This is a genomic window from Acinetobacter thutiue (genome assembly GCF_030385805.1).
Classification (GTDB): Bacteria; Pseudomonadota; Gammaproteobacteria; order Pseudomonadales; family Moraxellaceae; genus Acinetobacter; species Acinetobacter corruptisaponis.
In genome coordinates, this window is record NZ_JAUDZE010000014.1 from 39,762 (window position 1) to 53,515 (window position 13,754).

The window sequence follows — 13,754 nt, forward strand, 5'->3', positions numbered from 1 at the left end:
GTGAAATGTCCTTTATTTTTAAGATCTAAATAATCGTGAATATTGTGTTTCGTGTGCCATACTGAGCATGGCGTAATTAGGTAAGGCGCTACTGAGTTCAGCATCTTGCAGTGCTAAAGCACGTTCAATTGCCTCTGGAATCAGCCCATGCACATGCCATAAAATCCGTTGTCCACTCATCTGTCCAAGTGGTACAGTTTTCACGGCAGCCAACACCTGATTTTCAAGTACGGTAAAGGTATAAGCAGTCAAAACCTCTGCAACATCAAGTTCGAGTTGCCCACAAAGATGCGCATAGATGGGTACGAAACCGATCTGCTTTTTTAATTTCACAGGCTTTTTCAGCACATCACGAATCCACGCATTTAATGAAAATGCCAATTGCTGTGATTCAGCCAATAACTCTTTGCTTTCTCGACTTGCTCTATATAACTGCGCCCAGTATTCAAACTGCTCAGGCTGATCAAAAGATATTATTAGGCGTTTCAAAACGGGCAGCTCAAACCGTACCAAAAGCATTTCAAGCACTTCTTCAAAATAAGTAATGCTCGAGGTTTCATCAAAAATTAAGCTCTGATCAATCGCACTTTCTACCCCTTGAGAATAACAGTACGCCCCAATTGGTAGTGCCGTTGAGGACAAAGTCAACAGACTTAAAAGCTGTGAAGCATTAGGTGTGAACATGATGCAAAGCCTTAATTGGGCTTAATCTGTGATCATGCTGATGCTGTGCATAAGCACCGCTTTCAGGCTCAAATGGATGCATGGTTTCATATACCGTTAAACCAAGTCCAATTATCATTTCAGCCAATACATGATCTGGCTCAAAATACAGCGCCGTTGGTGTGAGCATTAAAGGGACGTGACGATTACCTAAGTGATACGCTGCTTTTAATAAATCAAAGCTGCTTGGTGCTTCTACTTTCATGAGTTTTTCTGCTTTGGCATCGACACGCAGTACATCACCCTCTTGAGTTGCGATATATGAACCGTGCCTTAAAATGCCGGTACGGGGTAAATCTGCACCAATATCGTGCCCGTTAGCTAAAGTTGCACGAAAACGGCTCTTTTGTCGTGTATCAAATGTCAGTTCAACTATCTCAACATTTTCTTGTACGACATTACCCTCAAGTCTTTCCGTATAGATTTTCATAAATACCCAATCTCAATTTCTTTTATCGTGATTCGTGAACTAAATTGATGCTAAATTCAGCATTAAATGAATGATTTGCATTAAAATAATGCACTATTCATGCCAATCTTATTTTGCCAAGCGTTTTATTTTTGCCGTGTCTATCTAATTATTTTGAAATTTGCTTCGTGCAAGACATCTTAATTATTAAAAAATATGTGATTGCCGATAATTATTCAGATGGCCATAAAAAAATCCCCCCATCGATGGAGGATTGTAGAAATAGAATTTATGCCAATCTAGCTAAGCATTAATACACATCTCGTCGGTAGTGACCGGCCTTACGTAAGGCATTAATTTGTTTAGCACCTAAAATTTCTACTAAAGCATCATCAATACCTTGGGCCATATTTAAACTACCACAGAGATAATACAAAACACGAAGAAACCAGCCACATTCACATCAAATAAAATCAATAACTTAAAATAAAAATTCCAAATACACCCTATTTCCCACCCGCTTTGAGCCTCTCAAATTCATCAAAAACCGCCCACATTTATAACCACTTTCTTGATCTTTTTATAAAAATTAAAAGTTTTTTGTACTTCTTGATCTAAGTTAAAAAAATCAGGAGGGCGAATAAATGAAGCCTACAAAAGCAAATTCTCAGCTAGCCAATAAAAGACCGTTTTATACAAAGGAGGTCATGATCCGTCCTTACCCGCCTCTGTTCAAAATTTACCAAAGCTACGCTCAGATTTTAAATGCCTCGCAACTGCCAACACACTTTCAACATGACGTGAGCCTAATATCTGCTACTGCACCTGCTCCAGCTGAGTTATTCGCAACAGATAACTTTCTTCTTGTTTATATAGCACAACAACAAAATATTCGAATCAAAGCTCGAAGCATTGTAGAAGCTGATGTAGACCTCATTCAGGTTAAATATCAACTCAGCAACACACTCTTTAAGTTGATGACTGAGCTCAAGATCAATCCACAGGCTCTTAATCCCGATAAGCTACTTCATAACTTAAATCAGTCTCTATCGAAACAAGCAATTTACGATGTGAATCAAAAGCTTTATGACAAACCCAGATGCAGTCTTTCTCGAGACCTATTTATCTTGAAGAAAATAAAGAAAGATGGAGAGAACGCACCTACCTCGATCATTTATTACTATCAAAAGGTGGATTTGATGAAATCAAAAAATTTCACTATAAACCTCAGCCTATTTTTGAATTATTAGAAAAAAGGTTATCAGATCTTGATAACAACTTTTTTTCTGAATGGCTTCAGAATAATAATTACCGAGAAACTACAGCTAGTAAAGCTTTCCGTCTCATTAGAGCCTTTTTAAATTGGTGTGAAGAAGATGATAGATTCCAAGGAATAGCACCTACAAATGCAATTAAATCTAAAAAAGTAAGATCCAAAGTAAAGCCAGTTCAAGCAAGAAAAGATTGCCTCCTAAGAGAACAATTAGACATATGGTTCTCTACCGTTCTCAATTCTCAAAATAAAGCCTTGGCTACATTTTATATTTGTTGTCTATTAACTGGGGCCAGAAAAGATGAGTTTCTATCACTTACATGGGAAGACTTAGATTTTAGGTGGAAAACGATCCATCTGAAGGATAAAGTTGAAGATAATGGGCGTATTATACCTATGACCAAATACGTAGAAAAATTACTACGTGACTTAAAAAAAACCAGCGATTCATCTTATATATTTAGCAGTAATACCTCTGCGACGGGATACATCGTTAATCCTTACAAAGAATTTAAGAAAATCTGTAATGAAATAGATATTCAGCTAACAATACATGGTCTTAGACGTTCATTTAAATCATTGGCGGAATGGGTAGATATTCCTGTAGGTGTCACTGCACAAATATCTGGACATAAACCAAGTGCTTTAGCTGAAAAGCACTATACCGTTCGCCCCATGGATATGTTGCGAGGGCATCTACAGAAGTATGAAAACTGGGTATTAGAACAAGCCAAAATTAGTTTTAAAAATTAAACTCCATTCTCTCAGAGGAAGAAAATCTTGCATTTCTATATTCTTCGATTCATAGCAATTTCGCTATGCACACGAAGGATAATACTTCATGCACATTCAATACAACCGCCCACCATCATCTCATCCTGGCCCTGGTGGCAATTGGCCAAGTACAACAGGTCGCCCATCAGGTGGTGGTCGTGGTAATGCCAAATAATCATTAAGGGGAGCAATCCCCTTAATCCAGGATTACCGATGAAAAAGTACAGTAATGACAAAGAGCTGAACAAATTTATTCGGCAACTTATTAAGGATGGTGTCGCATCTTTTAGACCTGGTAAAAGACATGATTTTTTGCTTGTAAACCAAATACAGAAGATTACGATACCAGGTACACCTAGTGACCGAAAAGCCTATTTAAACTTTAAGACAGATATACGCAGAGCTTTACAATGCCAAAGAATACCTTTCCAACAACTATAGAAATTGTGATGTGTGCTGAATTAGCAGGAGACTTTCACTTGGGAGATTCTAGGCAGCCAACTTATAAAAGTCTTCGGCCATTTGATTTGGTGTCTTAAAACCCAAACCCTTTTGAATTCTTCGATGATTATAAAATAACTCAATGTATTTTATAATATCTGCTTTGGCTTCTTCTCTAGTTTGATAGTTGTAATGATGCACTAACTCATTTTTCAATATTCCCCAAAAGCTTTCAATCGGTGCATTATCGTAACAGTCTCCGCGCTTGCTCATTGAACCTTGAAAACCATATTGCTCAAGTATATTTCGATATTCATGGCTGCAATATTGACTTCCTCTGTCTGAATGCACAATCATTTCTTTGGTTGGTTTTTGATTGTGAATAGCCATATTTAGCGCATTACAAACAAGCTGTGTTGTCATGCGCTCATTTGAAGCCGTCTTGAAAACCGCGAATTTACTTGGTCTTAGCAATACTCAACTGGCTACTGTGATGGGTCTCGATCTCATGTCGATGAACCAAATCGAATTCTCAGCTGTATTAGAACCCGCATCCCCACAAGGTGAATATGGATTATTACTGATTCGCCTTTATCAAAGCTTATCTACGTTAACGGGCGGTGATTCTGAATGGATTGATTATTTTATGAATGCATTCAATACCGCAACCGATGGTGTCCCGATTCAGCAAATTCAAACCAGAGAAGGCTTAGAGAAAGTCTTAATGGTTGTTGAAGCCCTAAACAATCGATAATTTATTCATTTTATTCTTTTAGAGAATCACTTTAGATTTGATGATTTCTTATTTTTTACAGAATTATTGAGAGCTAAAAATTAAATATTTAGTCTATAGAGCCGTCCACAAGTACTGTTCAAAACAATATTCCCAGCCGTCAGAAATTTAAAATATCTCCAGCAGAATCAATAAATTATTTAATGTTAAGATATGTAAAAAGATCCAATCACTGCGTTGACAGCTCAAGTGATACCCAGTTAAGCTAATTGTACACAGCAAAATCTGTGTTCAGGCGTAGGAACCTGATATTATCGAAAGGTGCAAATAAATGTCGCACTAGCGACTATTTTTTTGCCTACTGTTTAAGCAGCCTTTATGGTAGCTTTGCAGGGCAGCCTTTGGCTGGCCGTGACCTTTCGAGCGGTATTTCCTACCCCTGTTAAAGCTACCACCATCACCGTAGGAAAGTGTTGGGGGTAAGTGTTAAAACTTATCGAAAGGAAAGACTATGAACGCAATTCTTCATGGTGCAAACACTTGCACACCTAAAAAACAAGCCTCGCAACTGATTGTTGAACTTGGCAAATCAATTTCAAATCCTCAGCGTCAAACACTCGCCAATCTTTATATTGCTGTTGACACTGCAAACTCCTTACTCAACGAGCTTGAACAAGCCCATCGAATCATTCGTCAATGCATGCATGAAATGAATGATGAACAAATTCTTGAAGTCGCAAAGCTCAATCAAAATAACAATTTATCGTCGCTCTGGGCATTTCGTACACATCCACGCCAAAGTATGATTGAGCGTGCGAAACGTGTGCTGCACGGAGCTTATACAAATTAATAATGCACTAAATTCTCTGAAATATTTGTGATTCTGCGATTATTTCCCAAAATCCTTGCTATTCCAATTTATTCATATCGCAAAGATTTAAAAATACTGCTGCGATTTAGTATGAACTGTACTAAATCGCAATCGGTAAACAAATCGCAACTCATTTGCGATCTTCAAAGCTTCATACTGTCTAATTTTCAAATAAAAGTCGCAATATCGCAACTACTTCAACAAAGCAGGATTTAACTCTAAATATGTCGTATTATTAATAATTTTCAAACGAATATATTTTAATTCAATTAATTCATTTAAACACACATCGAAATCTTTTATTTTCCTCAAATGTAATGGTGCACCTTTTAGTCCTAAATTTTTGAGTATTAGATTAGTATTTTTCTGTTTACATTTACGAATTAAATTTTTAATTAATTTTTCAGCATCACTTTCTTTATCTAATTCAATTTCTGTATATCGAAGCCACTCATTCAACGAAAATCGAATTACATCACAAGCAGCTAATAATATTTGTTTATTGATAAATGCTTCACCCTGAAAATAAGTAAAAACTGTAGCTAAACGCCGTGCGAGCTGACTTGCACGACTAGCAAAAGCTTGTAAATACTCATAACACTTTCCTTTCGCTTGCAAACTTTCAATTTCATTATAGAATGCAAGATCAACTTTTTTTGCTTCTTCATCGAGCGGAATAACATAACGTTGGTGGTCACTTGAATCATTTAACAAATCACTACAGCGTTCCCAATAAATTATCATTCTCGAGTCTGTGTTAATGTCTTTAGATTGATGTTCTTTATCCTGAAAACGCTGACCAGCTAAATTTTCAGGAACAGTAAGAATAAATCTTGCTAAAAAACCTTGACCTCTGAGAACTGGATCCTGAAGAGCTTTAATCAATACCTCTCTCTGGCCTTGTAAATTAAAAGTTAGTCGCACATCATAAGCTCTACCACTGCCATTTAAATTTGATTTTGATCTTGTTCGTTCAACGTATCCATCGTCGAATAGCTTTGTAAAAGTTGCCAAGGCTTGGTTACGTGTTTCGGATTTCATTGTATGTCCTGCAAAAAATTGAGCAGCTTCATCACTTGAAATTGAAACATTTGTAACAAAACCATCAATATATAAACCTAGTAAAGATTCAATCGTGATATCACTAAATACACTTGATGGATCTTTCGGTTCTTTAGTTTCAGCTAAACATGATTTATGCTCTTTTTTTTCATTACCAAGAAATTTTTTCTGCCATTGCCGATCATTACGGCGATATCTATCATATTGTAGGCGTTCATACTCCTTGATTGAATGATCAGCAATTGTTTTAGCACTACTTTTTCGGCTTCCACTTTGTCCTTCACTAAGTAAAAATAGGGAACAAGGTTCGCCATCTTTAACATAAGGATGAGGTGCATTTACATTCCGTTGTGCAATATGTGAAATTGCGCCGATAACACATTGTGCAGCCATTGAAATAGGGCATTGAACATATTCTGAAATACATTTAATAGCCTCCCTCATAACTACTGGAAAGTGCTGGATCGGATAATCCAATTGTTTTTTTTCATCAGACTTGCAAGAAGGAAGACTGTCTCCCCAATTTTCAGATGTAGTTATGAGTATTTTTTCATTATCAAACATTATAAGATCATCAACTTTTTTAAGAAAAATCTCCCTTACTGCTTAAAATTTATCAGCAGCAAACTTGAATTAAAGTTTTTGGAAGGGAGAGAGATTTAATTTTATAAAATCAAATAACTATTTGATTTCACCTGCAAATTTCAAAATTTCATTCCGATTCCAACGTAACAAGCGACCATGACGCTTTGGAAGAATTGGACCGGTCTCGTAGATAGCCCATTTTCTTAAGGTCTGAGGCTGAAGTCCTAGAAGTTTTGCTGCTTCTGCCGTAGTACAAAGTAATGATTCTGGCTTCATATCGAAGCTCCTTTAAATAACATTACGTACTTTTTAGTTGATTTATGCTGTATTGTTTATCTTCAAGTTTATTTGCTTAAGTTGACAATTGACCATAAATCATGATCATGAATGAAATCAAAACGTCTCGTATACGAAAAAATGCCATTAACTACCTAAGAACCATTATTTGGTATGAAAATATAAGTAGTAACGTGAGTATAAAACGTCGAATCGCTGTTGAAATTAATAAGGACTTTCGATTAGGGCCTGATCCAACCGAAACAGAAAATTTACTTTTTATAGCGAATGCGAATAGAGTCTCAGAATTTTTTGACCAACAAGAGTCAGCCATTTGGTATAAATATAGTTTAGGCACAACTGCACCAAATAAAAGTACGCTTGAGATTTGCGAGGTAAAAATTCCTGAATCATCTGTCTACTTTCAACATCCTATTTGGAAATTACTTGAAAGATTTCCAACACATGAAGATCTAAAAATATTCTATGCAACCCTACCTAAAAAAAATTTAGATTTTTTACTTAAAAAACTTCCTATGGATTTAACTCAATCTAATGCAGGTGATATTTGGAGACAGTGGGAGGGAAAGCCTCAATTCTTCATGCTTGTAAATTTTTTGGATTTTGTTGGATATATCGTATATAGCTATTACAAATGTATATACGAATTAAAATTTGAGCAAGCCAACAATGTACACAAGTTTTTAACACAGAATATTCAGTTTATTTTGGATAACCTTCGATGGTGTTCTGTCTATCTGTTGGATTTACTATTCTTGCATATACGACAACCGAATCAATCAACTATTACAAATTGGATAGAGTTAATATCTCATAGTGAAATAAAAGAAACGATTATTAAAGTAAGAAAAATGAAACGTTTCGTCCGAATGCAACAATCAATGGATGAATTTAAGAAAAAATTTATAGAGCTGCACTATTTAGAGTAAGCCTATTGTTAATCGATAAAAATAACCAATGATTTATAGTTGATTTATTTTGCTTACCATACGCTTACTAATTTTTTAAAATCAAAAAACCACTTACGATTAGTACACGTAAGTGGTTGTTTTATATGGTGGGCCCAGACAGACTTGAACTGTCGACCAACGGATTATGAGTTCATAGGTCTATTAATTAGCTATCAAAATATAACCTAAACTGATATCAAACTTATTTTACACATTATCGTAAACAGTGTAGCAAGTTGCTACACTGTCATATAACTTCTTTTCCAAATATTTCATTCAATCGTTTTCTATTTTCTTTTACAAAATTTGGATTATTTTTTAATTTATATTTCATTTCTTTCTTAAATTCACTCATTGAACTGCCAGCTACAGCAAAATCCATTTGGAACATAATATCATTAACTATCACATTTGCTTGAGATTCAGTTAAGCACCCTTCTGTCTTAAACCACTTACTAAACTGTTTATAATTTGGGTCGTTCGCATAGATGTACCAAGACCTTACGGTCATATCGAACTTCGCACCTAATTCTTTAACAAGCGCATTATCATCAAAATTGACATCTAAATAGATTTGAGTCTTATCATTAGTATTAGATACAACAACTTCAGTGGCATGCCTATTAAGAATTTTAAATCGAACTCCGACAATAGGTCGACCTTTCTTGATGGTATCGTATTCTAATTGAAGACTAGTCCTTTCATTAATTTCTTCAATAATTTTGTCTAAAACGTATCGTCTAAAATCAACCCAACGATCGTATTTTTTCTCCCCAATATCAATTAATGCTTTGATATTCTCAAGTGAAAGTTCAACCTCATAAGAATCTTGATTAGCATACTTAAATTCATTTTTGATAAAGTATGAATACAAACTCATACTGGTGACAGAGTCCAAAGCAAATAAATCTTTCAATTGATAGGTTGTAAAATTTCCATTTGCTAAACGAGTAAAATATGGAAGTACTTCACTGGTGAAACGTATCTGCAAAGCATTTTTAGCATCATCTTCCCAACGGAGTTCACGAATAATTGGTACTACTGAGTGTACTTTTTTAACTTTACGCTTATTATCATCCACGGACTCTTCAATTACAAAATGGGCTACTCGTGATGATAATTCTTTATAAATACGATCAATAGCAACATTAATGGAATTCTTTTTATCTAATCCTAATAGTTCGCCTAAATCATCTTTATGCAAATATATATAAGTTTGCTCTGTAATTTCACGATCTTGATTATTCTTTTCACCATAATTCGCAACAGCCATCGCATAAAGTAGAGCTTTATACTCATTAGATGATAATTCAATTGGTCTAATCAGACGGTTACTAGTGCTAACTACTCCATTATGTCGAATATTACCAATACAATAAGGTAGATGTTCTAATTCTTCTGGTTCGTTGTGATTGCTCATAAGTGGAAAGATTAAAATATTTTCTACATGTTATACACAAAAGTGGAAGAAGATGCAAACCGCTCACTATTTTCTCTTCCTTACATTAAATTAACTCAGTTTATGCCCATCAAACACCTTAAGAGTGGAAGAAGTGTCACTATTAAAGTGCAATTTTGATACTATCTAGTCTTATGGTGGAATTAATATAAAATTAAACACTTTTAAGTGACAATTCTTCCACCTTTGATAATTCATCCGTATCGCTAAAGCAATCAATTTGAAAATAGGAATAGCCTACAGCACCACTAAAGTGGAATTAATCAACACATATTCCACTGTTAAAGTGACAAGCCTTCCACCATTCCGATATTCTTGACTATTAAACATCATGTTATCAATTAAATTTTATACAAATAGTTTATCCACAGAATAAAAAACATCTAATGACAAGTCTTCCACCTTTATTTCAATAAAAACAAACTTATCAACATCACAAGCAGTTGAATTATATTGTTTTAAATTAAAAAATCCACATTAAAATAAATCACAATGACAAGTCTTCCACCATAGTGACAAACCTTCCACTTATCGGTGACAGACCTTCCACTTATTAGTGACAAACCTTCCACTTAAAGGTGACAGGGCTTCCACTTATCAATGACAGGTCTTCCACTTATTAGTGACACGCCTTCCACTTTAAAAATTCTATCTATTTGTTTTTAAAAAAATAAAATTTGTCTAATTATAATTAACTAATTAATACTAATTAATACTAATTAAAATTAGCTAGCTATATTTTTAAAAAAAGTTAAGAAATGTTTTTTCCACATCTTTTGAATTCAAAAGATAAAAATATGACAAAGGAACTGTAGCAAGTTGCTACAAATATCTTTATATTAAATGAAATCAAAGTAAATTCCTTAAGACAAATATGTCAACTAAAATCATTGCTGTAGCTAATCATAAAGGTGGTTGCGGGAAAACAACTACTGTAGTACATCTTGCTTCAGAACTTGCTGAATTAGGAAATAAGGTCTTAGTAATTGATCTGGATCCACAAGCAAATGCAAGTTTACATATAGGATTAAGACACCCTAGCGAAGTTGAAACTACATCAGCGGAATTACTCATTGGTGATATAAGTTTATTATCAGAAGCATTAGAAGAAGAAACAAAATTTAAAAATGTTTCCTTAATATATGGCTCATTAACTCTTGGTAAAACTGAAGATCAATTGAAAGATGATGCACCAAGACCAACCGAGGAACTTTCAAATAAATTGGAAATTCTAGAAGGATTATATGACTACATTCTTATTGATTGCCCTCCGAGCTTAAAATTATTAACTAGCAATGCTTTAGCCGCTTCGACACATGTTATTGTTCCAATTGAATCTGGTTCACAATACGGTCTCTATGGTGTTACTGATTTAATTAATCATTTAAGTAAAATTAGAAGAGTTAACCCTGAGTTAGAACTCTTAGGTGCTTTATTAATTAAACATGATGAGCGTCAGAATGTATGTAAATTAATAAAAGATGAAGCATTTAATCAAGTTGGAGAATTATTGCATACCACAATTCCAATGAGCACTAAAGTTAATCAAGCTGCAATTTTGCAACAACCTTTATTATCTGTTGATAAAAACTCAAAAGTTCGAAAAGCTTTTGAAACTTTAGCACAAGAAATTGTTCAGCGTGTCGGATAATATAATTCTGGAAATACTATGGTAAGTAATAAAGAGCTATTGGCTAAACGTCTTCAGCAAAATACTCAAAAGCATCAACATGCCCAAAAGGAGCATATTAATGATGTCAAAGAGCTAAGACGTAATGTACAAATTACAGATATTCAGGCTAGCCCTAACCAGCCTCGAAAACTCTTTAATCAACAAGATATTAAAGATTTAGCAGCATCAATTGAGGAAATTGGGCTATTACAACCAATTGCAGTTCGTAGAATAAATGATAAATATGAGTTGATTGCTGGTGAAAGACGATTGAAAGCCCACCAATTTCTCAATAAGAACACCATTGAAGTAATCATTATTGATGCATCGGATGAAGAAGTTGCTTTATTAACATTAGCTGAAAATTTAAAGCGAGAAGATCTGACAGATTATGAAATATATGTTGGATTAACTTCTTTGGATGAAAAATTAAAAAAAAATAAGCAGAAGTTAGCAAAGTCATTAGGTATGAATCGTGAAGATATGTATAAATATTTATCTTTTGAAAAATTACCTGGAGAGTTGATTGAAGATTTGGAAAAACAGCCGTCATTATTAGCACGGACCGCTGCTACAGCAGTGAAAAAATTTCTATCAGATCATGAAGAAAACCATGAAAATGCTAAAGAAGCATTATTTGAAGCATGGTCAAAATTGCTTAAAAAAGAAGTTGAACAGACAAAACTGGCATCACTAGCTGAAAAAATCTTTAAGTCAAGAGAAACGAAAGAAGTAATTCAAACTTCAATTGTACATAAAATTGAATATGATGGGAAAGTTGCTGGTAATATCAAATTTGACCATAATACATTAAAGGTATCTTTAAAAATCGGACAATTTGATGATCAAAATTTAAAAGAATTAGAAGCTTTCCTAAAAAGAATGTTAGAAAAATAAAGTAAAAAAATAGTGTAGCAACTTGCTACACTATTTTTTGCAATTAGGAAAATTTATATAAGTAGTCATAATAATATTTTCATAAATTTGTCATTTAAATTGAATATTTAAAGCGTATTTTTCGACCATCCTAAGATGAGTCGATGCAATGCTTTGGCATAAGAAAAAATTTAATAAAAAATTAATGAGTTTGGCATGCTGTAGTTTGGGCACAGTTATTTTGATGGGCTGTCAAAGTCCTGCTTTAGTTCAATCAACTTCTACTTCAGTACAACCATCAAAACAGCCTCAACGTGTGGTTTTTTTCTTGGGAGATGGAATGGGTATCACGACACTAACAGCTGCACGAATCTATGCTGTTGGTGAAGACGGGCAACTGCCGATAGATCAACTTCCAGAGTCAGCATTTGTTCGTACTTTCTCAGAAGATGCACAGGTTACAGATAGCGCACCATCGATGGGTGCTTATATGACAGGTGTAAAAATGAAAAATGAAGTGATATCCATGCAGACTGGAACAATTGCAGTAGAACCAGATCAGGCTGGAAACCATCAATGTGGAACCAATCCTCAGAACCAGAATAAGCAAGACACCCAAACTTTACTCGAATTGGCCAAGGCACAAGGTTGGGGTACAGGTGTAGTCACGACAACTCGCATTACGCATGCTACACCAGCATCGACTTATGCCCATATTTGTCATCGTGATGCTGAAAATGACATAGCATCCCAATTAGTACCAAGTTCGCAAGGTGATACCTATCAGCGTTATAACGTCAAATTAAAAGATGGGGTTGATGTGATTCTAGGCGGGGGTAAGCGTCAATTTCTGCCGAAAGATCAAGGGGGAGAACGGATAGACCAACGGAATTTGATCGCAGAAATGCAACAAGCAGGCTATCGAGTGGTCTATGATCAAACTCAACTCTCCCAGATGAAGTTAGGAAAGAATGAAAAATTATTGGGTTTGTTTAGGGTCTGTTGAGAATTACCGAGAGTTAATTACACTCGCGCACAATTGAATCATGGCTTCAAAACTCGTATCTGTTTTACAACTACGCATCGCTATACGTTTAAATTCTTTTAACTTACAGAAATAGTTTTCAATGAGATGACGCCATTTATACATAGTCGTATCAAATGCTCTCATTACTTTTCGATTAGATTTGGGTGGGATCACCACTTTCACTTTACGTTCATTGAGTTCTTGGATGAGCCAATCTGCATCAAATGCTTTATCCGCTAGTAATGCTTGAAAATCAACATCTTCAATTAAAGGTTTGGTTTCTACTAAATCGTGATATTGACCAGGCATTAATCGAAACTTAATGAGGTTGCCTAGACTATCCACTAAGGCAAGAATTTTACAGGTCATTCCACCTCGAGATTTACCTATAGACTGTTTGAAAGTCCCCCTTTTGCACCTTGCCCATGTCGATGAACTTTAACAATCGTTCCATCAATCATGGCGTATTCCAAATGGCACTGTTGCAAATAACCACGAATGGTAAGCTGAAGACTGTTTTAGCTAAAGGTGCAGCATATGAATCCTTTCCATGGTCGGCATTTTCAGGGCGAAATCATTCTTTGGGCTGTGCGCTGGTATTG

Annotated in this window: 12 protein-coding genes and 4 pseudogenes; 9 read left to right on the forward strand and 7 right to left on the reverse strand. The window is 34.9% G+C overall.

What is annotated here, in order from left to right; translation table 11 throughout:
- Positions 1-18 precede the first annotated feature (18 nt).
- Both QTA56_RS17460 and ureE read right to left on the reverse strand, forming a co-directional pair.
- Positions 19-684: an urease accessory protein UreF gene (locus tag QTA56_RS17460; RefSeq protein WP_004778087.1), complete on the reverse strand. Its 666-nt coding sequence runs from the start codon at positions 682-684 to the stop codon at positions 19-21.
- Positions 671-1,153 carry an urease accessory protein UreE gene (gene ureE / locus QTA56_RS17465; RefSeq protein ID WP_005090807.1) on the reverse strand — a complete coding sequence of 161 codons (483 nt, stop codon included), beginning with the start codon at positions 1,151-1,153 and terminating at the stop codon, positions 671-673. The genes QTA56_RS17460 and ureE overlap by 14 nt, the downstream gene beginning before the upstream one ends.
- Before the next feature lie 623 nt (positions 1,154-1,776).
- Between ureE and QTA56_RS17470 the strand changes: the two genes are divergently transcribed.
- The 3 genes and pseudogenes from QTA56_RS17470 (at position 1,777) to QTA56_RS17475 (ending at position 3,158) form a co-directional block, all read left to right on the forward strand.
- Positions 1,777-2,382: a hypothetical protein gene (locus QTA56_RS17470; protein ID WP_267982218.1), complete on the forward strand. Its 606-nt coding sequence runs from the start codon at positions 1,777-1,779 to the stop codon at positions 2,380-2,382.
- Positions 2,313-2,504 (forward strand): annotated as a pseudogene (locus QTA56_RS18360) (tyrosine-type recombinase/integrase); the annotation flags it as partial. The gene QTA56_RS17470 and the pseudogene QTA56_RS18360, both read left to right, overlap by 70 nt.
- Before the next feature lie 39 nt (positions 2,505-2,543).
- Positions 2,544-3,158 (forward strand): tyrosine-type recombinase/integrase, encoded by a 615-nt coding sequence (locus tag QTA56_RS17475; protein WP_492209323.1) that lies wholly within the window; start codon positions 2,544-2,546, stop codon positions 3,156-3,158.
- A 510-nt stretch (positions 3,159-3,668) separates the two neighbouring features.
- Here QTA56_RS17475 and QTA56_RS17480 read toward each other — a convergent pair.
- Positions 3,669-4,052, reverse strand: a pseudogene (locus tag QTA56_RS17480) (IS3 family transposase); the annotation flags it as partial.
- Between QTA56_RS17480 and QTA56_RS17485 the strand changes: the two are divergent.
- Both QTA56_RS17485 and QTA56_RS17490 read left to right on the forward strand, forming a co-directional pair.
- Positions 4,042-4,374, forward strand: a complete 333-nt coding sequence (locus QTA56_RS17485; protein WP_058971433.1) for an antitoxin Xre/MbcA/ParS toxin-binding domain-containing protein — start codon at positions 4,042-4,044, stop codon at positions 4,372-4,374. The pseudogene QTA56_RS17480 and the gene QTA56_RS17485 overlap by 11 nt on opposite strands.
- 490 nt (positions 4,375-4,864) lie before the next feature.
- Positions 4,865-5,203: a hypothetical protein gene (locus QTA56_RS17490; protein ID WP_058971435.1), complete on the forward strand. Its 339-nt coding sequence runs from the start codon at positions 4,865-4,867 to the stop codon at positions 5,201-5,203.
- Positions 5,204-5,416: 213 nt separating this feature from the next.
- Here QTA56_RS17490 and QTA56_RS17495 read toward each other — a convergent pair whose 3' ends face one another.
- Positions 5,417-6,850, reverse strand: coding sequence for a DUF3987 domain-containing protein (locus tag QTA56_RS17495; protein WP_267982219.1), 1,434 nt, complete (start codon positions 6,848-6,850; stop codon positions 5,417-5,419).
- Positions 6,851-6,967: 117 nt separating this feature from the next.
- Positions 6,968-7,147, reverse strand: coding sequence for a helix-turn-helix domain-containing protein (locus QTA56_RS17500; protein ID WP_043974900.1), 180 nt, complete (start codon positions 7,145-7,147; stop codon positions 6,968-6,970).
- A gap of 101 nt (positions 7,148-7,248) precedes the next feature.
- Between QTA56_RS17500 and QTA56_RS17505 the strand changes: the two genes are divergently transcribed.
- Entirely contained in the window at positions 7,249-8,097 is an 849-nt protein-coding gene (locus QTA56_RS17505) for a hypothetical protein (protein WP_058971439.1), read from the forward strand.
- A 268-nt stretch (positions 8,098-8,365) separates the two neighbouring features.
- Here the strand turns inward: QTA56_RS17505 and QTA56_RS17510 are convergent, their stop codons facing one another.
- On the reverse strand, positions 8,366-9,538 hold the full coding sequence (locus tag QTA56_RS17510; protein WP_004637173.1) for a replication initiation protein: 1,173 nt from the start codon (positions 9,536-9,538) through the stop codon (positions 8,366-8,368).
- A gap of 913 nt (positions 9,539-10,451) precedes the next feature.
- Between QTA56_RS17510 and QTA56_RS17515 the strand changes: the two genes are divergently transcribed.
- The 3 genes and pseudogenes from QTA56_RS17515 to QTA56_RS17525 form a co-directional block, all read left to right on the forward strand.
- Complete coding sequence (locus QTA56_RS17515) at positions 10,452-11,228, forward strand: ParA family protein (RefSeq protein ID WP_004942653.1); 777 nt, start codon at positions 10,452-10,454, stop codon at positions 11,226-11,228.
- An 18-nt stretch (positions 11,229-11,246) separates the two neighbouring features.
- Positions 11,247-12,146, forward strand: coding sequence for a ParB/RepB/Spo0J family partition protein (locus QTA56_RS17520; protein WP_043972778.1), 900 nt, complete (start codon positions 11,247-11,249; stop codon positions 12,144-12,146).
- A gap of 148 nt (positions 12,147-12,294) precedes the next feature.
- Positions 12,295-13,119 (forward strand): annotated as a pseudogene (locus QTA56_RS17525) (alkaline phosphatase); the annotation flags it as partial.
- Between the two features lie 15 nt (positions 13,120-13,134).
- Here the strand turns inward: QTA56_RS17525 and QTA56_RS17530 are convergent.
- Positions 13,135-13,625: pseudogene (locus QTA56_RS17530) on the reverse strand (IS5 family transposase); the annotation flags it as partial.
- Between the last annotated feature and the right edge of the window lie 129 nt (positions 13,626-13,754).

Bases quoted from the DNA above. Each gene is read 5' to 3' on its own strand.
- QTA56_RS17460 (WP_004778087.1), bottom strand. From the start codon at position 684: ATGTTCACACCTAATGCTTCACAGCTTTTAAGTCTGTTGACTTTGTCC.
- ureE (WP_005090807.1), bottom strand. From the start codon at position 1,153: ATGAAAATCTATACGGAAAGACTTGAGGGTAATGTCGTACAAGAAAAT.
- QTA56_RS17470 (WP_267982218.1), top strand. From the start codon at position 1,777: ATGAAGCCTACAAAAGCAAATTCTCAGCTAGCCAATAAAAGACCGTTT.
- QTA56_RS17485 (WP_058971433.1), top strand. From the start codon at position 4,042: ATGCGCTCATTTGAAGCCGTCTTGAAAACCGCGAATTTACTTGGTCTT.
- QTA56_RS17490 (WP_058971435.1), top strand. From the start codon at position 4,865: ATGAACGCAATTCTTCATGGTGCAAACACTTGCACACCTAAAAAACAA.
- QTA56_RS17495 (WP_267982219.1), bottom strand. From the start codon at position 6,850: ATGTTTGATAATGAAAAAATACTCATAACTACATCTGAAAATTGGGGA.
- QTA56_RS17500 (WP_043974900.1), bottom strand. From the start codon at position 7,147: ATGAAGCCAGAATCATTACTTTGTACTACGGCAGAAGCAGCAAAACTT.
- QTA56_RS17505 (WP_058971439.1), top strand. From the start codon at position 7,249: ATGATCATGAATGAAATCAAAACGTCTCGTATACGAAAAAATGCCATT.
- QTA56_RS17510 (WP_004637173.1), bottom strand. From the start codon at position 9,538: ATGAGCAATCACAACGAACCAGAAGAATTAGAACATCTACCTTATTGT.
- QTA56_RS17515 (WP_004942653.1), top strand. From the start codon at position 10,452: ATGTCAACTAAAATCATTGCTGTAGCTAATCATAAAGGTGGTTGCGGG.
- QTA56_RS17520 (WP_043972778.1), top strand. From the start codon at position 11,247: ATGGTAAGTAATAAAGAGCTATTGGCTAAACGTCTTCAGCAAAATACT.